At 70.3% G+C, this 21608-nt stretch carries 22 protein-coding genes and 1 riboswitch; of the genes, 12 read left to right on the forward strand and 10 right to left on the reverse strand.

Annotated elements, in window-relative coordinates; all coding sequences use genetic code 11:
* The first annotated feature begins 131 nt into the window (after positions 1–131).
* Genes ACFCVM_RS04460 through ACFCVM_RS04480 form a run of 5 tightly spaced genes read left to right on the forward strand, consistent with a single transcriptional unit; the run spans position 132 to position 4632 of the window.
* Entirely contained in the window at positions 132–1403 is a 1272-nt protein-coding gene (locus tag ACFCVM_RS04460) for a YhjD/YihY/BrkB family envelope integrity protein (RefSeq protein WP_375834358.1), read from the forward strand.
* 9 nt (positions 1404–1412) lie between these two features.
* Positions 1413–2252 (forward strand): exodeoxyribonuclease III, encoded by an 840-nt coding sequence (locus ACFCVM_RS04465; protein WP_375834360.1) that lies wholly within the window; start codon positions 1413–1415, stop codon positions 2250–2252.
* Between the two features lie 39 nt (positions 2253–2291).
* Positions 2292–3305 carry a tryptophan--tRNA ligase gene (gene trpS, locus ACFCVM_RS04470; RefSeq protein WP_375834362.1) on the forward strand — a complete coding sequence of 338 codons (1014 nt, stop codon included), beginning with the start codon at positions 2292–2294 and terminating at the stop codon, positions 3303–3305.
* A 14-nt stretch (positions 3306–3319) separates the two neighbouring features.
* The gene (locus ACFCVM_RS04475) at positions 3320–3883 is read left to right on the forward strand and encodes a GNAT family N-acetyltransferase (RefSeq protein ID WP_375834365.1); all 564 of its coding nucleotides are present in this window, start codon (positions 3320–3322) and stop codon (positions 3881–3883) included.
* Positions 3880–4632, forward strand: a complete 753-nt coding sequence (locus ACFCVM_RS04480) for an HAD family hydrolase (RefSeq protein WP_375834369.1) — start codon at positions 3880–3882, stop codon at positions 4630–4632. Before ACFCVM_RS04475 ends, ACFCVM_RS04480 begins: the two co-directional genes overlap by 4 nt.
* Before the next feature lie 186 nt (positions 4633–4818).
* Here the strand turns inward: ACFCVM_RS04480 and glpK are convergent, their stop codons facing one another.
* The 3 genes from glpK to ACFCVM_RS04495 all read right to left on the reverse strand — a co-directional run bounded on the left by glpK (position 4819) and on the right by ACFCVM_RS04495 (position 9051).
* A complete protein-coding gene (gene glpK / locus ACFCVM_RS04485) occupies positions 4819–6333 on the reverse strand; it encodes a glycerol kinase GlpK (protein ID WP_375834371.1) in 1515 nt (504 codons plus the stop codon).
* Positions 6334–6392: 59 nt separating this feature from the next.
* A complete protein-coding gene (locus ACFCVM_RS04490; RefSeq protein ID WP_375836652.1) occupies positions 6393–7121 on the reverse strand; it encodes an MIP/aquaporin family protein in 729 nt (242 codons plus the stop codon).
* A 181-nt stretch (positions 7122–7302) separates the two neighbouring features.
* Positions 7303–9051 carry an FAD-dependent oxidoreductase gene (locus tag ACFCVM_RS04495; protein WP_375834374.1) on the reverse strand — a complete coding sequence of 583 codons (1749 nt, stop codon included), beginning with the start codon at positions 9049–9051 and terminating at the stop codon, positions 7303–7305.
* A 122-nt stretch (positions 9052–9173) separates the two neighbouring features.
* Between ACFCVM_RS04495 and ACFCVM_RS04500 the strand changes: the two genes are divergently transcribed.
* The 5 genes from ACFCVM_RS04500 to ribH all read left to right on the forward strand — a co-directional run bounded on the left by ACFCVM_RS04500 (position 9174) and on the right by ribH (position 13960).
* Positions 9174–10181, forward strand: coding sequence for a sugar-binding transcriptional regulator (locus ACFCVM_RS04500; RefSeq protein WP_375834377.1), 1008 nt, complete (start codon positions 9174–9176; stop codon positions 10179–10181).
* 38 nt (positions 10182–10219) lie between these two features.
* Positions 10220–10362, forward strand: a riboswitch (FMN riboswitch).
* Between the two features lie 86 nt (positions 10363–10448).
* Positions 10449–11489 carry a bifunctional diaminohydroxyphosphoribosylaminopyrimidine deaminase/5-amino-6-(5-phosphoribosylamino)uracil reductase RibD gene (ribD, locus tag ACFCVM_RS04505; RefSeq protein WP_375834380.1) on the forward strand — a complete coding sequence of 347 codons (1041 nt, stop codon included), beginning with the start codon at positions 10449–10451 and terminating at the stop codon, positions 11487–11489.
* Position 11490: 1 nt separating this feature from the next.
* Positions 11491–12192, forward strand: a complete 702-nt coding sequence (locus tag ACFCVM_RS04510) for a riboflavin synthase (RefSeq protein WP_375834382.1) — start codon at positions 11491–11493, stop codon at positions 12190–12192.
* On the forward strand, positions 12189–13493 hold the full coding sequence (ribA, locus tag ACFCVM_RS04515; protein WP_375834385.1) for a GTP cyclohydrolase II: 1305 nt from the start codon (positions 12189–12191) through the stop codon (positions 13491–13493). The genes ACFCVM_RS04510 and ribA overlap by 4 nt, the downstream gene beginning before the upstream one ends.
* Positions 13490–13960 carry a 6,7-dimethyl-8-ribityllumazine synthase gene (gene ribH / locus ACFCVM_RS04520; protein WP_375834388.1) on the forward strand — a complete coding sequence of 157 codons (471 nt, stop codon included), beginning with the start codon at positions 13490–13492 and terminating at the stop codon, positions 13958–13960. The genes ribA and ribH overlap by 4 nt, the downstream gene beginning before the upstream one ends.
* Before the next feature lie 90 nt (positions 13961–14050).
* On the opposite strand, the gene ACFCVM_RS04525 is transcribed toward ribH, so the two are convergent.
* Positions 14051–14509: a DUF2269 family protein gene (locus ACFCVM_RS04525; RefSeq protein WP_375834390.1), complete on the reverse strand. Its 459-nt coding sequence runs from the start codon at positions 14507–14509 to the stop codon at positions 14051–14053.
* A gap of 258 nt (positions 14510–14767) precedes the next feature.
* Here ACFCVM_RS04525 and ACFCVM_RS04530 point away from each other — a divergent pair, with 258 nt between their 5' ends.
* Positions 14768–16129, forward strand: a complete 1362-nt coding sequence (locus ACFCVM_RS04530) for an MFS transporter (protein WP_375834393.1) — start codon at positions 14768–14770, stop codon at positions 16127–16129.
* A gap of 316 nt (positions 16130–16445) precedes the next feature.
* Positions 16446–16853: a hypothetical protein gene (locus ACFCVM_RS04535; RefSeq protein WP_375834396.1), complete on the forward strand. Its 408-nt coding sequence runs from the start codon at positions 16446–16448 to the stop codon at positions 16851–16853.
* 42 nt (positions 16854–16895) lie between these two features.
* Here the strand turns inward: ACFCVM_RS04535 and ACFCVM_RS04540 are convergent, their stop codons facing one another.
* The 6 genes from ACFCVM_RS04540 to ACFCVM_RS04565 form a co-directional block, all read right to left on the reverse strand.
* Positions 16896–17249: a hypothetical protein gene (locus ACFCVM_RS04540; RefSeq protein WP_375834398.1), complete on the reverse strand. Its 354-nt coding sequence runs from the start codon at positions 17247–17249 to the stop codon at positions 16896–16898.
* A 139-nt stretch (positions 17250–17388) separates the two neighbouring features.
* Entirely contained in the window at positions 17389–17715 is a 327-nt protein-coding gene (gene fdxA / locus ACFCVM_RS04545; RefSeq protein ID WP_375834400.1) for a ferredoxin, read from the reverse strand.
* Positions 17712–19145 (reverse strand): FAD-dependent oxidoreductase, encoded by a 1434-nt coding sequence (locus tag ACFCVM_RS04550; RefSeq protein WP_375834403.1) that lies wholly within the window; start codon positions 19143–19145, stop codon positions 17712–17714. The genes fdxA and ACFCVM_RS04550 overlap by 4 nt, the downstream gene beginning before the upstream one ends.
* Positions 19142–19924, reverse strand: a complete 783-nt coding sequence (gene cobA / locus ACFCVM_RS04555; protein WP_375834406.1) for a uroporphyrinogen-III C-methyltransferase — start codon at positions 19922–19924, stop codon at positions 19142–19144. The genes ACFCVM_RS04550 and cobA overlap by 4 nt, the downstream gene beginning before the upstream one ends.
* On the reverse strand, positions 19921–20874 hold the full coding sequence (locus ACFCVM_RS04560; protein ID WP_375834409.1) for an ABC transporter permease: 954 nt from the start codon (positions 20872–20874) through the stop codon (positions 19921–19923). The genes cobA and ACFCVM_RS04560 overlap by 4 nt, the downstream gene beginning before the upstream one ends.
* A complete protein-coding gene (locus ACFCVM_RS04565; RefSeq protein WP_375834411.1) occupies positions 20864–21607 on the reverse strand; it encodes an ABC transporter ATP-binding protein in 744 nt (247 codons plus the stop codon). Before ACFCVM_RS04565 ends, ACFCVM_RS04560 begins: the two co-directional genes overlap by 11 nt.
* Position 21608: the final 1 nt, after the last annotated feature.

Below are 21608 nucleotides of genomic sequence, written 5' to 3' on the forward strand. Positions count from 1 at the left end.
TTCTCATGTCTTGGCGTCCCCCAATTCGCGGGGTACGACGCCGGAACCGACGAGAGGATCGGATCGTCAGGGATCGCCGTTCGGGTGGGGCTCCGACCGGCCGGCAGCCCCGCCCTCGCTAGGGTTGGAGCGTGAGCGAGCGCGGGTCGGGAGCCCCCCACCACGGGGAGACGTTCGACGAACGCGCCGGCCGGGATCCGCTGGGCCTCGACGACCACTCCCCTTCGGCGAAGGAGCGGTTCGACGCGATGAGCCAGCCGATCCGCGACCGGTTCGAAGAGCCGATCAGCAAGGTCAGCACGCTGACGCAGAAGACACTCGCCCTCTTCCCGGTGCGCGTGTGGCGGCACTTCCTCGACCGCAACGGCTTCATCCTCTCGTCGGGCATGAGCTACCAGGCCCTCTTCGCGATCTTCGCCGCCGTCTACGTCGCCTTCGCGGTCTTCGGCATCTGGCTCACGAGCAACGACGAGACCCTGAACGCCTTCATCGCGCTGCTCAACACCTACGCTCCGGGCCTGATCGGCGACAACGGCGTCATCCCGACGGAAGAGCTCACGCAGATCGCCGCCTCCAGCACGAGCCTCTTCGGCTGGACCGGCGCCGTGGCCCTGGCCGGCTTCATCTGGACGGCGATCGGGTGGATCACGTACTCCCGCATGGCGGTGCGCAGCATCTTCGGACTCCCCAAGGACCGTCGCGCCTACGTCTTCCTCAAGGCTCGCGACTTCCTCGCCGGGTTCGGATTCGGCGCGATCCTGCTCCTCGCCACGGTGGTCTCCGTCGCGACCACCTCGTTCCTCGGCTGGCTGTCGCAACTGCTCGGGCTCTCGGACGACTCGGGCTGGTACGGGTTCCTCGTGCAGGGCGGCTCGCTGATCGTGGTCTTCGCGATCGACACGTTCGCGCTCGCCGTGATGTTCCGCTTCCTGTCGGGTGCCGCGATGCCCTGGCATCGCATGTGGGTCGGCTCGCTGCTCGGCTCCGCCGCGCTCTCGGTACTGCAGATCGTCGGCGGCGCCCTGCTCTCGCGCTCCGGCACGAACCCGTTGCTCGCGACCTTCACCGTGTTCATCGCCCTGCTGCTGTGGTTCCGGCTCACGAGCATCGTGATCCTGGTCGCCGCGAGCTGGATCGCCGTCGAGGCATCCGACGCGCATGAATCGCTGCGCATGGTCACGCCCGAGCAGCTCGCGGCCGAACAGCTCGAGCGCGAGCAGCGCGCGCTCGTGACGGCGGCGCAGGTCCGGGCCCGCGAGGCGCGCACGGCGCTCGAGGGGGCCAACTGGTTCGAGCGGATCCCGGCTCGGCGCCGACTCCTCAAGGCCGAGCAGCAGCTCGCGGATCTCGAGGCGTCGGCGCCCCAGGCCGGGCGGCGAAGCGACGTCGGGGGCCTCCCGTAGGATCGATCCATGCCCTCAGCGAAGCCCCTCCGTCTGGCCAGCGTCAACGTCAACGGAGTGCGCGCAGCATTCCGCAAGGGCATGGGCGAATGGCTCGCCGCGAGAGACGTCGACATCCTCGCCATGCAAGAGGTGCGCGCCTCCACCGAAGACCTGCAGGGCCTCCTCGGCGACGAGTGGGACATCCTGCACGACCCGGCCACCGCCAAGGGTCGCGCCGGGGTCGCGATCGCGAGCCGCAACCGTGCGAGCATCCACCGGGTCGAGCTCGGCGCGACCGATTTCGACAGCGCGGGCCGCTGGCTCGAAGCCGACTACGAGGTCGGCGACCGCATCGTCACCGTCGTGTCGGCGTACGTGCACTCCGGCGTGGTCGACACTCCGAAGCAGGTCGAGAAGTACAAGTTCCTCGACGCGATGGTCGAGCGGATGCCGCGGCTCGCCGAGCACTCCGAGCTCGCCGTGATCGTTGGCGACCTCAATGTCGGCCACCGCACCCTCGACATCAAGAACTGGAAGGGCAACGTGAAGCGCGCCGGGTTCCTGCCCGAAGAGCGTGCCTACTTCGACCGCTTCGTCGGCGCCGAGGGCGACGACGACTACAACGCAGGCGCCGGTCTCGGCTGGATCGACCTCGGCCGCCGCTTCGCCGGCGAGGTCGACGGCCCGTACACGTGGTGGTCGCAGCGCGGCAAGGCCTTCGACACCGACACCGGATGGCGCATCGACTACCAGCTCGCGACTCCCGCGCTCGCCGAGACCGCCGTCTCGTACGTGATCGATCGGGCCGATTCCTGGGACACGCGATGGTCCGACCACGCTCCCGTGGTCGTCGACTACGCCATCTGACCTGCCGCATCGCGGCCGCACACTTCGAAGGAACTCCCCATGACGCAGAAGCCCCGCCTCTATTCGGGCATGCAGCCCTCGGCCGACTCGCTCCACGCCGGCAACTACATCGGCGCCCTCCTCCAGTGGAAGGAGCTGCAGTCCACGCACGACGCCTTCTTCTCGGTCGTCGACATGCACGCCATCACCGTGGCCCAAGACCCGGCGGAACTTCGCGAGAAGACCCGCCGCACGGCCGCCCAGTACATCGCCGCCGGCATCGACCCCTCGAGCTCGACGCTCTACGTGCAGTCGCACGTTCCAGCCCACGCCGAGCTCGCATGGGTGCTGAACACCATCACGGGCTTCGGCGAAGCCGGGCGCATGACGCAGTTCAAGGACAAGTCGCAGAAGCAGGGTGCCGACGCCACGAGCGTCGGACTCTTCGCGTACCCCGTGCTGATGGCCGCCGACATCCTGCTGTACCAGACCGAGGTCGTGCCCGTCGGCGACGACCAGAAGCAGCACGTCGAGCTGACCCGTGACCTTGCTGCGAGGTTCAATGCGCGGTTCGGCGCCGACACCTTCGTGCTGCCCGAGCCGGTCATCCAGCGCGAGACGGCACGCATCTACGACCTGCAGAACCCCACGTCGAAGATGTCGAAGTCGGGCGAGACCCCGGCCGGCATCCTGTGGCTGCTCGACGAGCCCGCGGTCACCGCGAAGAAGATCATGCGCGCCGTGACCGACACCGACGGCGAGGTGCGCTTCGACCGCGAGCACAAGCCGGGCGTCTCGAACCTGCTCACGATCTTCTCCGTGCTGTCGGGCCGCACCATCGTCGACATCGAACAGGAGTTCGCGGGCCGCGGCTACGGAGACTTCAAGAAGGCGCTCGCCGAGGTCGTCGTGGGCGCGTTCGAGCCGATCCGGTCACGGGCCCTCGAACTGCTCGACGACCCGGCCGAACTCGACCGCCTGCTCGGCGTCAACGCCGACCGGGCGAGCGGGGTCGCCGAGGCCACGCTTGCAACGGTCTACGACCGCGTGGGCTTCCTCCGGCGCGCGCGCTGACCATGCTCCCCGTCGTGCTCCGCACCGAACGACTGGTGCTCGACCTCCCCGTCGAGACCGACATCGAGCTCGTGGCGCACTACTGCGCCGACCCCCTCTTCCTCAAGTACCTCACGACGCCCTGGCCGTACACCGTGGAACATGCGCGAGCATTCCTCACGGAGTATGTACCGGCGGCGTGGGCATCCGGCGACGAGCTGACGTGGGCCATCCGGCGCGCCGACGGCGCACCGCTGCTCGGCGTCGTCGGCCTCCGGCGGAACCACGAGATCGGCTACTGGCTCGGTGCTGAGCATCGGGGCGAGGCGCTCATGGCCGAAGCCGTGAACGCCGTCTGCGACTGGGCGTTCGGCGGTGCGATCGCCGGCGACGGGGCGATGCTCTGGCGGGCGAACGAGGGCAATCTCGCCTCGGCGCATGTCGCGCGTGCAGCGGGATTCCGGCGCACCACCCCGAAGATCGCGACCGTGCCCGGGCGCGACGGGAGCCCGCTCGCCGCGTGGCATGCCGAGCGCCGCGCCGAGATGGAACCCGGCGCGTTCGCCACGTGGGAGCCGATCCTCGGGGAGACGACATGAGCGATCCTGCCGGCTCGCACACCTCCGCACCGGTCGTGCTGTTCGACCTCGACGACACGCTCATGGCCCACCGCGCCGCGGTACGCGCCGGCATCGCGCTGCACATGCAGGAGTTGGCATACGACGGCGAGGCCGCCGCGGCATCCGACCTCTGGCACGACCTCGAAGAGGAGCACTACCACTCCTATCTCGCGGGCCGGCTGACGTTCGAGGGGCAGCGCAGGGCGCGTGCGCGAGACTTCGCCGTCGCCCACGGCGACGAGCTCGACGACCTCGCAGCGGGCGCCTGGTTCGATCGCTACTTCGAGCGCTACCGCGAATCGTGGGCGCTGCACGACGACGCGCTTCCGGCGCTTGATGCGCTCGCCCGGGCGCTGCCCGGTGCCCGGTTCGGCATCATCACCAACGGCGAGCTCGACTTCCAGCTCGCCAAGCTCGAGCGGCTCGGCATCGGCGATCGATTCGAGTACGTCGTCGCATCGGGCGACGTCGGGGTGACGAAGCCCGATGCCGAGATCTTCCGCATCGCGCTCGAGCGATTCGGCCTCGAGGCACCCGCCGGCAGAGCCGCGTACATCGGCGATCGCCTCGAGACCGACGCGATCGGCGCCGCCGAGGCCGGACTCATCGGCGTCTGGCTGAATCGCACCGGCGATGCGCAGACGCCGAGCGCCGTGGCATCCGGAGTGCTCGAGATCGCCTCGCTCGCCCAGCTGCCGAGCCTGCTCGAACCGTTCCTCGCCGACTGACCACGGTCGCCTCGTCAGCGCCACGACGGCGCGGGATCGGGGATATGAGCAGCGGACATGAGAAGGGCCGGGCGCACCCCCATGCGCCCGGCCCCGCTCGTCAACCGTACTTCGGCACGGTCGATCGAACCGTCATCACAAGCCGTGTGTCTGCGCGCTCCCAGCTCGCAGACACACGGCCGACGATCAGACGACGTCTTCGTCGACCCAGTCGAGGGTCTTCGTGACGGCCTTCTTCCAGTTGCGGTCGAGGCGTGCACGCTCGGCTTCGTCCATCGACGGGGTCCAGCGCTTGTCCTCCTGCCAGTTGGCCCGCAGCTCGTCGAGGCTCGACCAGAAGCCGACCGCGAGGCCGGCCGCGTAGGCCGCGCCGAGCGCGGTGGTCTCCGCGACGACGGGACGCACGACCGGCACCCCGAGGATGTCGGCCTGGAACTGCAGCAGCGTGTCGTTGGCGGTGGCGCCGCCGTCGACGCGGAGCTCGGTCAGATCCACTCCTGCGTCGGCGTTCACGGCCTCGATGACATCGCGCGTCTGGAAGGCGATGGCTTCGAGGGCTGCGCGGGCGATGTGGCCCTTGTTGACGAAGCGCGTGAGGCCGACGAGCGCGCCGCGGGCGTCGGGACGCCAGTACGGTGCGAACAGGCCCGAGAACGCCGGCACGAAGTACGCGCCGCCGTTGTCCTCCACCGACTTGGCGAGCTCTTCGACCTCGGCGGCCGAGGAGATGAGGCCGAGGTTGTCGCGGAGCCACTGGATGAGTGATCCCGTGACCGCGATCGAGCCCTCGAGCGCGTAGTGCACGGGCTCGTCGCCGAGCTTGAAGCCGACGGTCGTGAGCAGCCCGTTCTTCGAGTGGACGATCTCCTCGCCCGTGTTGAAGATCAGGAAGTTGCCCGTGCCGTAGGTGTTCTTCGCCTCGCCGGTCTCGAACGCGGCCTGGCCGAACGTCGCGGCCTGCTGGTCGCCGAGGATGCCCGAGATGGGGGTCCCGCGAAGCAGCGAGTGCTCGTTCGCGATGCCGTAGACCTCGGAGGAGGACTTGATCTCGGGGAGCATCGACTTCGGCACGCCGAACGCGGCGAGGATGTCGTCGTCCCAGGCGAGGGTCTCGAGGTCCATGAACATCGTGCGGCTGGCGTTCGTGACGTCGGTCGCGTGCACGCCCCCGTCGACGCCGCCAGTGAGGTTCCACAGCACCCAGGTGTCGGTCGTGCCGAACAGCAGATCGCCGGCCTCGGCCTTCTCACGTGCACCGGGCACGTTCTCGAGGATCCAGACGATCTTCGTGCCCGAGAAGTAGGTCGCCAGCGGCAGGCCGACCTGCTGCTTGAACCGCTCCACGCCGCCGCCGGCCGCGAGCCGGTCGACGATCGGCTGCGTACGCGTGTCCTGCCAGACGATCGCGTTGTACACCGGCTCACCGGTGGTCTTGTCCCACACCACCGCGGTCTCGCGCTGGTTCGTGATGCCCACGGCGGCGATGTCGTGCCGGGTCAGGTTGACCTTGCCGAGGGCCTGGCCGATCACCTCGCCGGTGTTGCGCCAGATCTCGGCGGGGTCGTGCTCGACCCAGCCCGCCTTCGGGAAGATCTGCTCGTGCTCGAGCTGCCCGGTCGAGATGATCGATCCGGCCTTGTCGAAGATGATCGCGCGCGACGAGGTCGTGCCCTGGTCGATCGCGAGAATGTAGTCGGCCATCTGAGAACTCCGTTGCTGTCAGTGAAACGAATGGGTGAGGTGGGGGTTGGGGGTGCGGGTCAGCCGAGCAGCGGGAGCAGCGGGATCGCCGCCCAGCCTGCCGCGACGCCACCGAGCAGCGGACCGACGACGGGCACCCACGAGTACGACCAGTCGCTGCCGCCCTTGCCCTCGATGGGGAGGATGGCGTGCGCGATGCGCGGGCCGAGGTCACGGGCCGGGTTGATCGCGTAGCCGGTCGGGCCGCCGAGCGAGGCGCCGATGCCGATCACGAGGAGCGCTACGGGCAGCGCGCCGAGCGCCGCGAGTCCGCCGTCGCCCTGTCGTCCGCCGCCGAAGCCGATCACGACGAAGACGAGCACGAACGTGGCGATGAACTCGGTGACGAGGTTCCAGCCGTAGGAGCGGATAGCGGGGCCGGTCGAGAAGACGCCGAGCTTGGCGCCGGCCTCGGGCTCGGCGTCGAAGTGCTGCTTGTACGCGAGCCAGCAGGCGACCGCGCCGAGGAAGGCACCGATCATCTGGGCGCCGATGTACGTCAGCACCGACACGACGCCGACGGGCACCTCGATGCCCGCTGCAGCGTTGCCGAACTCGGTCGCGCCGTTGGCGACGAGGCCGACCGTCACGGCCGGGTTCAAGTGCGCCCCCGAGGCGTACGACACGATGACGCCGGCGAAGACCGCGAGGCCCCAGCCGAAGTTGATCATGAGCGTGCCGCCGCCGAAGCCCTTCGTCTTGGCGAGGATGACGTTCGCGACGACGCCGCAGCCGAGGAGCACGAGCATCGCCGTACCGACGAGTTCGGACAGGAAGACGATTCCGAGATTGTCCACGTTGACCTTCTTTCTTGAGGTGTGGTGCCGGCCACCGTGTCGACCGTCGACCGGGAGGCTCCGTCGAAGCTATCGGGCGTTTCAGCCCGAATCGTGCGGATTCCGGTGCACATCCGTGCAGATTGCGCGCGACTCAGACGAGGGTGGCGGATGCCTCCAGCTCGACCCCGTGACGCTCGGCGAGCAACTCCCTCGTGGTCGCCATCTCGACGGCGCGACGCTCGAAGTCCCAGCCCAGCTCCGCGCCGACGACCTCGGCCAGCTCGTCGAGGAGGGGTGCGGTGAGCGCACCGGTGAACGCGATGCTCGTGCGGCGCAGCACGATGTCGGAGAGGTGCACGACCCGCTCGGTGCGGGCGAGCCAGGCGATCTCGCGCCGGCTGTACCCCGCGTGGTGGGCGAGTGGCTCGTCGCGCTCCCCCTCGCTCGAGGCGATGAACGCCTCGGCGCGGGTGCCGTAGCGCTCGAGCAGTTCCTCGGCGCGGGGGCGGCCGACCTCGTCGCCGTGGGTGACGGTCCAGACGCGACGCGCGTCGTCGGTCGTCGGGTAGCCGGCGCCGCCGCCGATCGCGAGGCCCGCCGTCGAGCGGGTGCGGTCACGTCCGAGGAGGGCCAGCACCTCGTCCGAGAGGTGCTCGGCGAGGGCGCGGAAGGTGGTCCACTTGCCGCCGACGAGGCTCAGCAGCGTGGTGCCCGGGCGCTCGGGGACATCCGCCCGCTCGATGCGGTAGTCGCGGGAGACGAAACCCGGGGCCTCGTCGTCGTGACGCGGCAGCGGGCGCACGCCCGAGAAGCGGTAGACGATCTGCGAGCGGTCGACGGGCACCGCTGGGAAAACGTGCGCGATGAGCTCGAAGAAGTAGTCGACCTCGGCCTCGGTGCACACGGCGGGCTCCCGCATGTCGTGTTCGAGGTCGGTCGTGCCGACCATGACCTTGCCCTTCAACGGGTAGATCAACACGATGCGGCCGTCCTCGTGCTCGAAGAAGATCTCGCGGCCGCCGGTGGCCGAAAGGAGCTCGTCGTTGTCGAGCACGATGTGCGAGCCCTTGGTGCCACCCATGAAGGAGGTCGGGCGGCCGAGCTCCTCGTTCGTGAGGTCGGTCCACGGCCCCGAGGTGTTCACCACCACGTCGGCGGCGACGTCGAACTCCGCGCCGGTCAGGGTGTCGCGCAGGCGCACGCCCTCTGCGCCCATGCCGACGGCCTCGAGGTAGTTCGCTGCACGGGCGTCGCCTGCGGCGAGGCCGTCGAAGAGCACGTCCAGTGCGAGGCGCTCGGGGTCGTGCATGCTCGCGTCGTAGTAAGTCGCCGTGTACTTGATGCCGGAGTTCAGGGCCGGCAGCTCGGCGAGCGAGCGCTTGCGACCGTGGAAGCGGTGGCGCGGAACGGAGCCGCCATCGCGCGAGAAGGCGTCGTAGATCGTGAGACCGGTCTTGATGAGGGCGGCGCCGCGTTCGGTGGGCTTGCCCGACTTGTGGGTGAGGAAGCGCAGCGGCGCCGACAGGATGCCGGAGAAGGTCGAGAAGATCGGCACCGTCGTCTCGAGCGGCTTCACGTAGTGCGGCGCGATGCGGATGAGCGCGTTGCGCTCGGTCACCGACTCCTTCACGAGGCGGAACTCGCCGTTCTCGAGGTAGCGGATGCCGCCGTGGATCATGTGCGACGAGGCGGCCGACGCCCCGGAGACGAAGTCGCCGCGCTCGACGAGCACGACGTCGACACCCTGCAGGGCGAGGTCGCGGAAGGTCGCGATGCCGTTGATGCCGGCGCCGATCACGAGCACGGAGGCCTTCGGCCGGGTTCGGATGGCCGCGACATCCGCTCGCTCGCCGCCGGAACCGGGGCGGGGCGTGGTGGGGATCGTCTGCTGCGGAGACATCGCTGTCCTCTCGGGGTGTGGAACGGCGGCTTGCACGAGCATGCCTGGTGTGGATGAATACATCGTGAACACGGCGGAACGAACTTGCAAGCCGGGTGAACAAACGTGCAAGGATGGCCAGGATGAATGAGCAGGCGACGATTCCCGTCGAGGACGGCACCGAGGCGGTGCCCGGGAAGACCCGCGACGCACTGCGCGCGGCCCACCTCTACTACATGCAGGACCTCACGATGGATGCCATCGCGCACGAGCTGCACACCTCGCGATCCTCGGTCTCGCGCCTGTTGAGCCATGCCAGGGCCAGCGGCCTCGTCGAGATCTCGATCCACTCCCCGCTCGACCTTCCGAGCCGCATCGAGCAGGAGATCCTCGAGCGCTTCGCGGTCGGCGCGCACGTCATCCCGGTGCCCGACCACGCGAGCGACGTCGACCGACTCGACCGCGTCGCCCTCTCGGCTGCACGAATTCTCGGACGATTCGTCGACTCGAACCAGACGATCGGCATCGCGTGGGGCTCGACGATGAGCGCGATGAGCCGGCACCTCGTGCCGAAGGCCACCCACAACTCGGAGGTCGTGCAGCTCAACGGCGCCGGCAACGGCCGCACCACCGGCATCGTCTACGCGAGCGAACTGCTGCGGCGCTTCGGCGACGCGTTCGGTGCCCGCGTGCAGCAGTTCCCCGTGCCCGCCTTCTTCGACGACCCCGAGACGCGCCGCGCGTTCTGGCGTGAACGCAGCACGCGGCGCCTCCTCGACCTTCAGGAGCGCATGGACGTCGCGCTCTTCGGCGTCGGCTCCCCGTTCGCCGAGGTGCCGAGCCACGTCTACCAGGGCGGTTACCTCGAGCGGGCCGACTACGAGGGCCTCTCCCGCGAGGGCGCCGTCGGCGACGTCGCGACGGTGTTCTACCGCGCCGACGGCTCGACCGACGGCATCTCGCTGAACGAGCGCGCGACCGGCCCCGATTTCGCCGTGCTGCGGCGCGCACCCCGCCGCATCTGCGTGGTCTCGGGCCGGGCCAAGCTCGCGAGCCTCCGCGGCGCGCTCGCCGCTGGACTCATCACCGACCTCATCGTCGACGAGGGCACCGCGCGAGCGCTCGTCGAGTCGCCCGAAGTCCGGGAATAGCCGGGCGCCCCAGGCGTTGACCTAGAATCGAAGACAGAAACGTGCTCCGGGGTCGGTGTAAGTCCGAACCGGCGGTGACAGTCCGCGAACTGCGAGCGCGAGGTCGAGAGGCCCCGCACCCGTGGTCGAACCGGTGGAATTCCGGTACCGACGGTGAAAGTCCGGATGGGAGGGGCACGTGTCGGCAGCGCTTTCGCGCCGCCGGCGTAGGTCGTCGACGAGCGTCGGCGCCGCCCAGCACCCCGGAGCCCTGAGACAGGATCACGGATGAGTGCGGAAGAGCAGCAGGCAGCGGATGCCGCGGCGATGCGCCGTGCGCTCGAACTCGCCGTTCGCGGCCCGGCGCGGGGCGTGAACCCGCGGGTCGGCTGCGTCATCCTCTCCCCCGCGGGCGAGATCGTCGCCGAGGGCTGGCACCGCGGCGCAGGAACCGCGCACGCCGAGGTCGACGCGCTCTCGAAACTCGAGCCCGACGCGGCGCGGGGCGCGACCGCGGTCGTGACCCTCGAACCCTGCAACCACACCGGACACACCGGCCCGTGCGCCGTCGCCCTGATCGATGCCGGCATCGGCCGTGTCGTGTACGCCGTCGGCGACCCCGGCGAGCACTCCTCCGGCGGCGCCGAGACGCTGCGAGCCGCCGGGATCGCGGTCACCGCGGGCGTGCTCGGCGACGAGGTCGAGGCCATGCTCGACGACTGGCTCTTCGCGGCCCGCAACCACCGACCCCATGTCACCGTGAAGTGGGCGTCGAGCCTCGACGGCCGTGCCGCGGCAGCCGATGGCACGAGCCAGTGGATCACCGGGGCCGAAGCGCGCGCCGACGTGCACCGCCGCCGCTCGGCCGCCGACGCGATCGCCGTCGGGACCGGCACCGTGTTCGCCGACGACCCGTCGCTCACCGCGCGAGCACCGGGCGGCGAGTTCTTCGACGCCCAGCCGGTGCCGGTCGTCTTCGGGCGCCGGGCGACGCCGTCGGATGCCGCGATCACCCGCCACCCCCACGCGCCCCTGTTCTTCGAAGGCACCGACCTGCACGCCGACCTCGCCGAGCTGGCGCGCCGCGGCATCCGCTCGCTCTTCATCGAGGGCGGCCCGACGCTCGCGAGCGCCTTCATCGCGGCCGGCCTCGTCGACGAACTCCTGGTCTACCTCGCGCCTGCGCTCATCGGGGGTCCGCGCCTCGCCCTCGGCGAGCTCGGCGTCCCATCGATCGACGCGGCGCTCCGCTTCGACTTCGCCGTCATCGAACGGCTCGGCGACGACGTGCTGCTCGTCGCCAGACCCAAGCCCACGGAAGGGAACTGACATGTTCACCGGAATCATCGAGGAGCTCGGCACGGTCGAGCGCGTCGAGCGCACCGCCGACGCCGCGCGGCTCACGGTGCGAGGCCCGCTCGCCGTCGAAGGCGTGCAGCACGGAGACTCGATCGCCGTGTCGGGCGTGTGCCTGACCGTCGTCGAGTTCGACGCCGAGCGCTTCACGGCCGACGTCATGGCCCAGACGCTCGCGATGTCGACCCTCGACGCCGTGCGCGAGGGGCTCGCCGTGAACCTCGAACGAGCAGCCCGAGTGGGCGACCGCCTCGGCGGACACATCGTGCAGGGCCACATCGACGGCACAGCGGAGGTGCTCGAGATCCGCCCGGGCGAGGCCTGGCGGGTCGTGCGCTTCTCGCTCGACCCCGAGCACGCCCCGCTCGTCGTCGACAAGGGCTCGATCGCGGTCGACGGCGTCTCGCTCACCGTCAGCGCCGTCGGCGACGAGCCCGGCGGCTCGTGGTTCGAGGTCTCCCTCATCCCCGAGACGCTCACCGCGACGACGCTCGGCGAGCGCGCGATCGGCGACCGGGTGAACATCGAGACCGACATCGTCGCGCGGCAGGTGGCCCGCATGCTCCGCTTCGATGCGCGCTGGGCGGGCGAGCCCGAGACGCGCGCGAGCTCGGTCATCGGGTTCCAGGCGACGCCGTTCTCCGAACCGCAGCCGACGAACGGAGGCGCGGCATGAGCCTCGCAACGATGCCCGAGGTGCTCGAGGCCCTCCGTGCCGGGAAGCCCGTGATCGTCGCCGACGACGAGGCCCGCGAGAACGAGGGCGACGCCATCATGGCGGCCGAGTTCGCGACGCAGGAGTGGATCGCCTGGATGGTGCGCAACACGAGCGGATACCTCTGCGCACCGATGCCCAACGAGCTCGCCGACCGCCTCGCGCTGCCGCTCATGACCGAGCGCAGCGAAGACGCGCGCGGCACGGCCTACACGATCTCGGTCGACGCCGCCGATCGCACATCGACGGGCATCTCGGCCTCCGATCGCGCCCACACGCTGCGCGTGCTCGCCGATCGCACGTCGACCCCCGACCGGCTCATCCGGCCCGGCCACGTCATCCCGCTCCGCGCGGTCGACGGCGGCGTTCGAGAGCGGGCGGGGCACACCGAGGCGGCGGTCGACCTCATGCGGCTCGCGGGCCTCGCGCCCGTCGGCGTCATCGGCGAGATCATCGCCGACGACGGCGAGATGATGCGCCTGCCCGGTCTCATCGAGCTCGGCGAGCGCGAGGGACTGCCCGTCACGACGGTCGCGGCGCTCATCGACTGGCTCGAACAGCACCATGCGGGCCACGACCTCGCAGCGACTCCTCCGGCCCAAGCGGTGCCCGAGAGCTCGTCGGTCGACTTCGAGGTCGAGACGGCACTGCCGACCGAGCACGGCGAGTTCCGCGTGCGTGCCTATCGCGACCGCGCCACGGGCGCCGACCACGTCGCGATCATCGCGGGCGACCCCGCTGCCGCGACCGACGGCGCGATCGTGCGCGTGCACTCCGAGTGCCTCACGGGCGAGGCGTTCGGCTCGCTCAAGTGCGAGTGCGGACCGCAGCTCGACGCCGCGCTCGAGACCATCCAGGAGGACGGCGGGGTCGTCATCTACCTCCGCGGCCACGAGGGGCGCGGCATCGGCCTCATCAACAAGCTCAGGGCCTACCGCCTGCAGGAGGACGGCCTCGACACGCTCGACGCGAACCTCGCGCTCGGGCTGCCGATCGACGCGCGCGACTACAGCGCGGCGACCGCGATCCTCACCGACCTCGGCGTCGATCGGGTGCGGCTGCTGACCAACAACCCCGAGAAGGTGCGACAGCTCGAGGCGCACGGCATCACGGTGAGCGAGCGGCTGCCGCTCGTCGTCGGCGTCGGCACCGGCAACACCGGCTACCTCGACACCAAGCGGCACCGCATGGGGCACGCGATCGACGACCGGCAACTCACCGACGGCGCAGCCGAAACCCTCCTGGAAGGACACCCATCATGAGCGGAGCAGGATCCCCCGCACTCGACGTCGACGGACGCGGCCTGACGGTGACGATCGTCGCCGGCAGCTGGCACGACGAGATCACGAACGGCCTGATCGCCGGGGCGACGCGCACGCTCGAGGCATCCGGCGCCGACTTCTCGCTCGTTCGCGTGCCCGGCAGCTTCGAGCTGCCGGTCGTCGCGAAGGCCGCCCTCGACGCCGGAGCCGACGCGGTCGTGGCGCTCGGCGTGATCATCCGCGGCGGCACCCCGCACTTCGAGTACGTCTCGGCGGCGGCGACCGACGGGCTCACGCGAGTCGCGCTCGACACCGGCAAGCCCGTCGGCTTCGGCCTGCTCACCCTCGACGACGAGCAGCAGGGGCTCGACCGCGCCGGCCTGCCCGGCTCGAAGGAGGACAAGGGTCGCGAGGCGGCCGAGGCCGCTGTCGCGACGGTTCGCGCACTGCGCGGGCTCGCGGGCTGATCGTAGGCGGGCCGCTGCGCCACTTCGGCGGCCGCTGCTCCGCGTCGTGTGGCGCAGCGGGCGCCGAAGGGGCGCTGAAGTGAGCTGAGGCTACGGCTTCCAGACCATCAGCACGACGACCGCGACGAGGAGCAGCGACGAGATGCCGCTGCCCGCTGCGATCGCGGGGTAGCTCGCCTTCGGCGCGTCGGCGCCTGCCGCGGCGCCTGCGCCATCGGCGCCGAGCGCCGCTGCGGCCTTCTTCATCGACGGCACGACGACGAAGAGCGTCAGGGCGAAGGCGATGATGTAGAGGATGATCGACCAGAGGATCCACGGGGTCGTGATCGACAGGTCGAACTCCTCGGGCGCCATGCTCATCGCACCGAAGCCGAACACGAAGACGAGCAGCGACAGCCACGCGAAGATCGTCGTGGACTTCGCGAGGACAGCGACCTGCGCCCCGTTGCCGGCGCGCACCGCCCGCATCGCGGTCATCGGGAGGATCGCCATCGGGCCGACGATGAAGACGGCGCCGGCGACGTGCAGAATGCTGATCAGGGTATCCATGGGCTCAGCCTAACGACGAGGCGGATGCCGCGGCATCCGTCGTTCGATCCATCCCGCTCGGCCGGCGAGCGCCGTTCATCGCGCCGATACCACCGTTCGTCGCACGTCGGCCCCTCGATCTGGGGGATCGTCAACGATCGAGGCGTAGGCTAGTGCGGTTGCCACAAGCGACGATTCCACCCCACCGACTCCGCTCGACGCCCGACCGACGTGCCCGGAGACGGGCGCATCGATCACCCCTTGGAGTCCTCGCAGACGATGTCCACCTCAACCGCGGCCACGGCCGCCCCCGCAACCCCCGCGAATCCGCGTAGCCGCGTCATCCTCGCGAGCCTCATCGGCACGACGATCGAGTTCTACGACTTCTACGTCTACGCGACCGCTGCCGTGCTGGTCTTCCCGCACCTCTTCTTCCCGACCGGCGACCCGACCACGGCGCTGCTCGCCTCGTTCGCCGTCTTCGGCGCCGCGATGGTCGCTCGCCCGCTCGGCGCGGTCATCTTCGGCCACCTCGGCGACAAGCACGGACGCAAGGCCACCCTCGTCGGCGCGCTGCTCACGATGGGCATCGCGACCTTCCTCATCGGCCTGCTGCCGACGTACGCGATGGTGGGCTGGCTCGCACCGCTCCTCCTCGTCGTCCTGCGCATCGCTCAGGGCTTCGCGCTCGGCGGCGAGTGGTCGGGCGCCGCGCTCGTGGCGACCGAGAACGCGCCGAAGGGCAAGCGCGCCTGGTACGGCACGTTCCCGCAGCTCGGCGCCCCCATCGGGTTCATCATCGCGAACGGCCTCTTCCTGATCATCGCGGCGGTGCTGCCGTCCGACGATCCGACGATGCCGTCGCAGGCCTTCCTCGACTGGGGCTGGCGCATCCCGTTCCTGTTCTCGGTCGTCATGGTGATCGTCGGCCTCTGGGTGCGCCTGCGCCTCGTCGAGTCGACCGCGTTCTCGAAGGCGTCGAAGGAGGGCAAGCTCAAGAAGCTCCCCCTCGGCGAGGTCTTCAAGCACCACTGGAAGCAGCTCATCCTCGGCACGTTCTTCATGCTGGCGACCTACGTGCTCTTCTACCTGATGACCACGTTCTCGCTGAGCTACGGTCGCGCTGCGGTCGAGCCCGCCGAGGGCGCACTGCCAGGACTCGGCTACTCGTACAACACCTTCGTGCTGATGCTCATCGGCGGTGTCGTGTTCTTCGGCGTGTTCACGCTGCTCTCCGGCCCCTGGGCCGACCGATGGGGCCGCCGCAAGACGCTCATCTGGGTCACGCTCGGCATCATCGTGTTCGGCCTCGTCTGGGTGCCGCTCCTCGGCGCCGGCTTCTGGGGCGTCATGCTCTGGCTCGTCGTGGGCTTCTCGCTCATGGGCATGACGTTCGGCCCGATGGGCGCGCTCCTGCCCGAGCTGTTCCCGACGAACGTGCGCTACACGGGCTCGGGCATCTCGTACAACGTGTCGTCGATCCTCGGTGCGGCCGTGGCCCCGTTCATCGCGGTGGCGCTCTGGCAGGCCGGTGGCGGCAGCCCGTTCTGGGTCGGCATCTACCTGTCGGCCATGGCGGTGCTCACGCTCATCGCCCTGCTCGTCTCGAAGGAGACGAAGGACGTCGACATCGACGCCTGATCCCGAGCGACCGAAGGGCGGATGCCGCGTGGCATCCGCCCTTCGCTGTCCCCGGCTCTCACCCGACGCACCTGAACTCACCGAGTCGCAGGACGTCTCGCTCGCCACGCCGGCGAGGCGCGGCGTGTCACCGGGCTCCTCCTGCGACTCGGCGAAGGCCCCACGGAATCGTTCACGCGATCGAAACGCGCACCCCTTCTCGGCCGTGACGGGCGGGCGTAGCATGGCTGCGAACAGGGTCGCCGAGTCATCCGCCGGCATCGTCGACGCTCAGCGCCCAGGACGGCGGGTCGAGCCGATGAACATGACGATGGACATGATGAAGGGCGCGATGTCGTCGTCGGAGATGCCGATGCAGGGCATGGATCCGGCGATGATGCAGGAGACCATGGAGGCCTTGTCGGCCTGCATGCAGGCCTGCGTGATGTGCGCCGACTCCGACGCCGCCGCCGGCATGGGCCGGTGTTCGAGTCTCTGTGCGAACTGCGCCGACATGTGCAGCACGATGATGCGCATGATGCTGCGCATGCACGGCTGGGACATGCAGGTGATGATGTCGATGATGCAGTCGACCGTCATGATGGCGCGCGCCTGCTCGGCCGAGTGCATGTCGCACGCCGACATGAGCGAGCAGTGCCGGCTCTGCGCGATGGCGTGCGATCAAGCCGTCATGGCGATGGAGAAGATGATGGGCTCGATGAGCGGGGCGATGCCGACGACCTGAGCCCGATCGGCGCGCCCAACCTGCCGAGACCGCTGGGCCTGATCAGGCCGTCGCGACGCTGAACCGGCGACCGCCGTGCGCGAGCACACCGTAGACGTCGTGCACGGCGACCGGCGCGCCGACGACCAGCACGCCGTCGAAGGCGTCGTGGTGCCACACGCGGCGCAGCCGCCCGCTCGCGAACTCGGCGACGGTCGCGAACCCGTCGTCGTCGCTCTCGACGACGATCGCGTCGATCCACTTGCTCGCCGTCGCGCCGGCGAGTCGCTCCTGCATCGCGTGCAGCCGATGACCGGGCCGATCGCTGCTGCACGTCGCAGCCGCCTCGCAACCGCGCATGCCCATGACCGTGCCGGCGTGCGGCTCGGTGCGGGTCTGCGGTTCACGGTGCGACATGAGGGCTCCTCGGGGTTCGTTGCGGCCACGATACGCCGCAGGCGAGCGGATGTCCCGAGCGCCCGTCATACGCGGAAACGAACTGCCGAACGGCGGGAGAACGGCTCGGATCCCGAGCACCGCCTCGTCGGGCGACGGGTCAGGCGTGGGCCGCCTGCGGCGGCAGCGCGACGATGAGGGGGTGGTCGAAATCGAGCACCCCGGTCTTCGCCGCGCCGCCGGGCGAGCCGATCTCGTCGAAGAACTCGACGTTCGCCTTGTAGTAGTCGGCCCAGACATCCGGCAAGTCGTCTTCGTAGTAGATCGCCTCGACCGGGCAGACCGGTTCGCACGCACCGCAGTCGACGCACTCGTCGGGGTGGATGTAGAGCGAACGCTCGCCCTCGTAGATGCAGTCGACCGGGCACTCGTCGATGCACGCGCGGTCCTTGACGTCGACGCACGGCAGCGCGATGACGTACGTCACGAGAGCGCCAGGGCGCCGTCGCGCGAGATCTCCACCTGCTCATCGCGGGGCACGACCTTCACGCGCTCGCGCACGATGCCGTGGTGCGCGGCGAGCGCCAGCTCCCATGCCTCGCCGAGGCCGCGCTCGTGCGCGTCGAGTTCGAGCCAGCCCGCCCAGGTCGTGAAGCGGATGCCCCGCGCCTCGAGCAGTTCGAACACCTCGTCGCCGTCGGGCCCCGAGGCGACGGTCGGCTCGGGCAGCACCTGCGCCGCGACATCCGCCAGCAGGTTCGTGATGGTCTCGAGCGCGTCGCCCTTGGTGTGGCCGATGAGGCCGACGGGCCCGCGCTTGATCCAGCCGGTGGCGTACACGCCGGGCAGGCGAGCACCTGTGGCGTCGGTCACGCGACCGCCCTCGTTGGGGATGACGGCCCTGCGGTCGTCGAACGGAACGCCGTCGACGGGCGAGCTCGCGTAGCCGACGGCGCGGTAGATCGCCTGCACCGGGATGTCGGCGAACTCGCCGGTGCCCTCGACCGATCCGTCGCCGACGGGGCGGGTGAGCTCGAAGCGCACGGCCTCGACGGCGTCGGTGCCGAGCACCTCGACGGGCGCGTGCAGGAAGTGCAGGTGGAGGCGACGCGACGCCGTGTACTCGTGGCCCTCGGGCTTGCGCCAGCCGTTGAGCGTGCGCGTCATGACCTTGACCTGGTTGTTCGAGGCGAACAGCTGCTCGGCGTGCGGGTCGTTCGCGGCGCGCTCGAAGTCGTCGTCGTAGACGATGACGTCGACGTCGGGCACTTCGCCGAGCTCGCGCAGCTCGATGGGCGTGAACTTCACGTGGCCCGGCCCGCGGCGGCCGAAGACGTGCACGTCGGTGACGGGCGAGGCCTCGAGCCCCTCGACGACGTTCGCCGGCACGTCCGTCGTCAGCAGGTCCTTCGGGTGCTTCGCGAGCACGCGGGCGACGTCGAGCGCGACGTTGCCGTTGCCGATGACGGCGATGGACTGCGCTTCGAGGGGCCAGGTGCGGGGCACGTCGGGGTGGCCGTCGTACCAGGCGACGAAGTCGGCCGCGCCGAAGGAGCCGGGCAGGTCGATGCCCGGGATGTCGAGCGGAGCGTCGCGCAGGGCGCCGGTGGCGAGGATGACGGCGTCGTAGCGCTCGCGCAGCTCGTCGACGGTGATGTCGCGCCCCACCTCGACGTTGCCGATGAGGCGGATCGTGCCGGCGTCGAGCATCTCGTGCAGCGAGTTGACGATGCCCTTGATGCGGGGGTGATCGGGCGCCACGCCGTAGCGGATGAGGCCGTAGGGCGCCGGCAGCGACTCGTACAGGTCGATCGCGACCTCGCCGTCGGCCTCGGCGACCTGCCGGCTCAGGATGTTGCCGGCGTAGATGCCGGCCGGGCCGGCTCCGACGATCGCGACGCGGAGGGATCGGGTCATTGCTGCTGGGCCTTTCGGTGGGGTTCGCTGGTTTCGACGAGGGGTTCGGCGTACGGGCTCAGGGCCACGACGTCGCCGACGACGACGACCGCGGGCGAGCGGATGCCGCGCCGCGCCGCCTGCAGGGCGATCGTGTCGAGCGTACCGACGGTGACGCGCTGGGCCGGCCCGTAGCCGTCTTCGACGATCGCGACAGGGCAGTCGCCGCCGCGTTCGCCACGGGCGAGGGTGATCGCGGAGTTCGCGAGGGTGCCGATGCCCATGAGCAGCACGACCGTGTGGTCGCGGCCGCCGCCGAGCGACTGGATCTGGTCATGGCCCGTGACGACGGTGAACGTCGTCGCGAGGCCGCGGTGCGTCAGCGGGATGCCGGCGATCGCGGGCACCGAGATGGCGCTCGTGATGCCGGGCACGACCTCGACATCGATGCCGTGGTCGCGGCAGAAGGCGAGCTCCTCGCCGCCGCGGCCGAAGATGAACGGGTCGCCGCCCTTCAGGCGCACGACGCGCTTGCCATCGCGGGCGAGCGTGACGAGGAGCGCGTTGATCGCGTCCTGCGGCACGGCGTGATGGCCGGGGAGCTTGCCGACGTCGACGACCTCGGCACGGAGCCGGACCCCCTCTGCGGCGAGCCCGTCGAGCACGCCGCGGGCGCCGAGCCGGTCGGCGACGATGACGTCGGCGGCCTCGAGCGCGCGGAGGCCCCGAATCGTGAGGAGGCCCGCATCGCCGGGCCCGGCCCCGACGAGCACGACGTCGCCGAGCGTCTCCGCGGTCATCGGGTGCCTCCCAGCAGGCCGCGGCGACGCAGCATCCGTCGTTCGAGCGGGGCGAAGACCACGAGTTCGATGAGGATGCCGATCGCGAGGATCACGAGGATCGTCGCGAGCACGCCCGCGAGGTCGGCGAGTTCGCGGCTCTGGTCGAGCATCGAACCGAGCCCGAATCCGATCGTGCCGCCGACGGCGATGATCTCGGCGGCCATGAGCGAGCGCCACGAGAACGCCCAGCCCTGCTTGAGTCCGGCGACGTAGCCGGGAAGCGCCGCGGGGAGCACGACGAAGGCGGCGAGACGCGACGGCCCCGCGCCCAGCACCGTGCCGACTCGGCGGAGTTGCGGCGGCACCTGCTCGACCCCTGCGATGAGCCCGTTCACGATCGACGGCACGGCCCCCATGAGCACGACGAAGTAGACCGTCGCGTCGGTCAGGCCGAACCAGATGATCGCGGCCGGCACCCATGCGACCGACGGCAGCACCTGCAGGCCCGAGATGATCGGGCCGATGGCGCGGCGCAGCGGCTTCACCTCGGCGAGCAGGAGCCCGAGCGGGGTGCCCACGACGACGGCGATGAGGAATCCGACGACGCCGCGCTCGAGGCTCGTGACGACGGCGAGCTGCAGTCGGCCCGACTCCCACGCCCCGGCGATCGCGGCGACGACGTCGAGCGGGCCGGGCACGATGTCGGGGCGCGGCTGCGCGATCACGACGTAGAGCTGCCACGCCGCGACGAGGGCGACGACGAAGAGGATGGGCGGCAGCACGCTCGTGACGAAGCGCTGCCAGATGCCGGGCGCGTGCTCGGGGTCGGTCTGCAGGCGGTCGAGGCCCGCCTCGAGGCTGCGGAGGTCGTCATGGGCGGTTCGAGACGGGAGCTGCGTGCCGGCTTCGGCCCCTGCGAGCGCGGACTCGTCGAGCGGCGGAGCCTCGGTCACGATGTCATGCGGCATTTCGGCGGATCTCCTTCCGGAGCTGTTCCGTGATCTCGATCGAGAGCGCCGCGACCTCGGGCGACTCGATGCGACGGCCGGAGGTCTCGGCGATGCGCCACTCGCCCGCGACTCGGCCGGGCCGGGACGACAGGAGGACGACCCGTTGCCCGAGCCGAGCAGCTTCGCGGACATTGTGTGTGACGAAGACGATGGTGCGCCCCGTGCGGCGCCAGACTCGCTCGAGCTCCTCGTGGAGGAGGTCGCGGGTGATCGCGTCGAGGGCGGCGAACGGCTCGTCCATGAGGAGCACCGGCCGGTCCTGCGCGAGTGCACGGGCGAGGGCGACGCGCTGGCGCATGCCGCCCGAGAGCTCGTGGGGGCGCTTCTCCGCGGCATCCGCGAGGTTGACCGTGTCGAGCAGTTCGAGCGCCTCGCCTCGCCGTGCCGACCGTGCGACGCCGCGCAGGCGCAGCGCGAGCTCGACGTTCTGGCGGGCGGTGAGCCACGGCATGAGCGCCGACTCCTGGAACATCACCGCGGCGCCCCCTGCCGGAACGTCGATCGTTCCGGTCGTCGGGCGATCGAGGCCCGCGATGAGGTTCAGGAGCGTGGACTTGCCGCATCCCGAGGCGCCGAGCAGGCAGACGAACTCTCCGGTCTCGACCGAAAGGTTCACGTCGTCGAGCACGAGCGGGCCGGCGCCGAAGCGCTTGCCGAGCTGCTCGATGCGGATGGCCGTCTGCCCGCTCATC

It is taken from the genome of Agromyces sp. NPDC056389 (assembly GCF_042262385.1).
Classification (GTDB): Bacteria; Actinomycetota; Actinomycetes; order Actinomycetales; family Microbacteriaceae; genus Agromyces.

Excerpts from the sequence above, each read along its gene's own strand:
- ACFCVM_RS04465 (WP_375834360.1), top strand. The coding sequence starts at position 1,413 with ATGCCCTCAGCGAAGCCCCTCCGTCTGGCCAGCGTCAACGTCAACGGA.
- trpS (WP_375834362.1), top strand. The coding sequence starts at position 2,292 with ATGACGCAGAAGCCCCGCCTCTATTCGGGCATGCAGCCCTCGGCCGAC.
- ACFCVM_RS04480 (WP_375834369.1), top strand. The coding sequence starts at position 3,880 with ATGAGCGATCCTGCCGGCTCGCACACCTCCGCACCGGTCGTGCTGTTC.
- glpK (WP_375834371.1), bottom strand. The coding sequence starts at position 6,333 with ATGGCCGACTACATTCTCGCGATCGACCAGGGCACGACCTCGTCGCGC.
- ACFCVM_RS04490 (WP_375836652.1), bottom strand. The coding sequence starts at position 7,121 with ATGCTCGTGCTCCTCGGCTGCGGCGTCGTCGCGAACGTCATCCTCGCC.
- ACFCVM_RS04495 (WP_375834374.1), bottom strand. The coding sequence starts at position 9,051 with ATGTCTCCGCAGCAGACGATCCCCACCACGCCCCGCCCCGGTTCCGGC.
- ACFCVM_RS04500 (WP_375834377.1), top strand. The coding sequence starts at position 9,174 with ATGAATGAGCAGGCGACGATTCCCGTCGAGGACGGCACCGAGGCGGTG.
- ribD (WP_375834380.1), top strand. The coding sequence starts at position 10,449 with ATGAGTGCGGAAGAGCAGCAGGCAGCGGATGCCGCGGCGATGCGCCGT.
- ACFCVM_RS04510 (WP_375834382.1), top strand. The coding sequence starts at position 11,491 with ATGTTCACCGGAATCATCGAGGAGCTCGGCACGGTCGAGCGCGTCGAG.
- ribA (WP_375834385.1), top strand. The coding sequence starts at position 12,189 with ATGAGCCTCGCAACGATGCCCGAGGTGCTCGAGGCCCTCCGTGCCGGG.
- ribH (WP_375834388.1), top strand. The coding sequence starts at position 13,490 with ATGAGCGGAGCAGGATCCCCCGCACTCGACGTCGACGGACGCGGCCTG.
- ACFCVM_RS04525 (WP_375834390.1), bottom strand. The coding sequence starts at position 14,509 with ATGGATACCCTGATCAGCATTCTGCACGTCGCCGGCGCCGTCTTCATC.
- ACFCVM_RS04530 (WP_375834393.1), top strand. The coding sequence starts at position 14,768 with ATGTCCACCTCAACCGCGGCCACGGCCGCCCCCGCAACCCCCGCGAAT.
- ACFCVM_RS04535 (WP_375834396.1), top strand. The coding sequence starts at position 16,446 with ATGATGAAGGGCGCGATGTCGTCGTCGGAGATGCCGATGCAGGGCATG.
- ACFCVM_RS04540 (WP_375834398.1), bottom strand. The coding sequence starts at position 17,249 with ATGTCGCACCGTGAACCGCAGACCCGCACCGAGCCGCACGCCGGCACG.
- ACFCVM_RS04550 (WP_375834403.1), bottom strand. The coding sequence starts at position 19,145 with ATGACCCGATCCCTCCGCGTCGCGATCGTCGGAGCCGGCCCGGCCGGC.
- cobA (WP_375834406.1), bottom strand. The coding sequence starts at position 19,924 with ATGACCGCGGAGACGCTCGGCGACGTCGTGCTCGTCGGGGCCGGGCCC.
- ACFCVM_RS04560 (WP_375834409.1), bottom strand. The coding sequence starts at position 20,874 with ATGCCGCATGACATCGTGACCGAGGCTCCGCCGCTCGACGAGTCCGCG.
- ACFCVM_RS04565 (WP_375834411.1), bottom strand. The coding sequence starts at position 21,607 with ATGAGCGGGCAGACGGCCATCCGCATCGAGCAGCTCGGCAAGCGCTTC.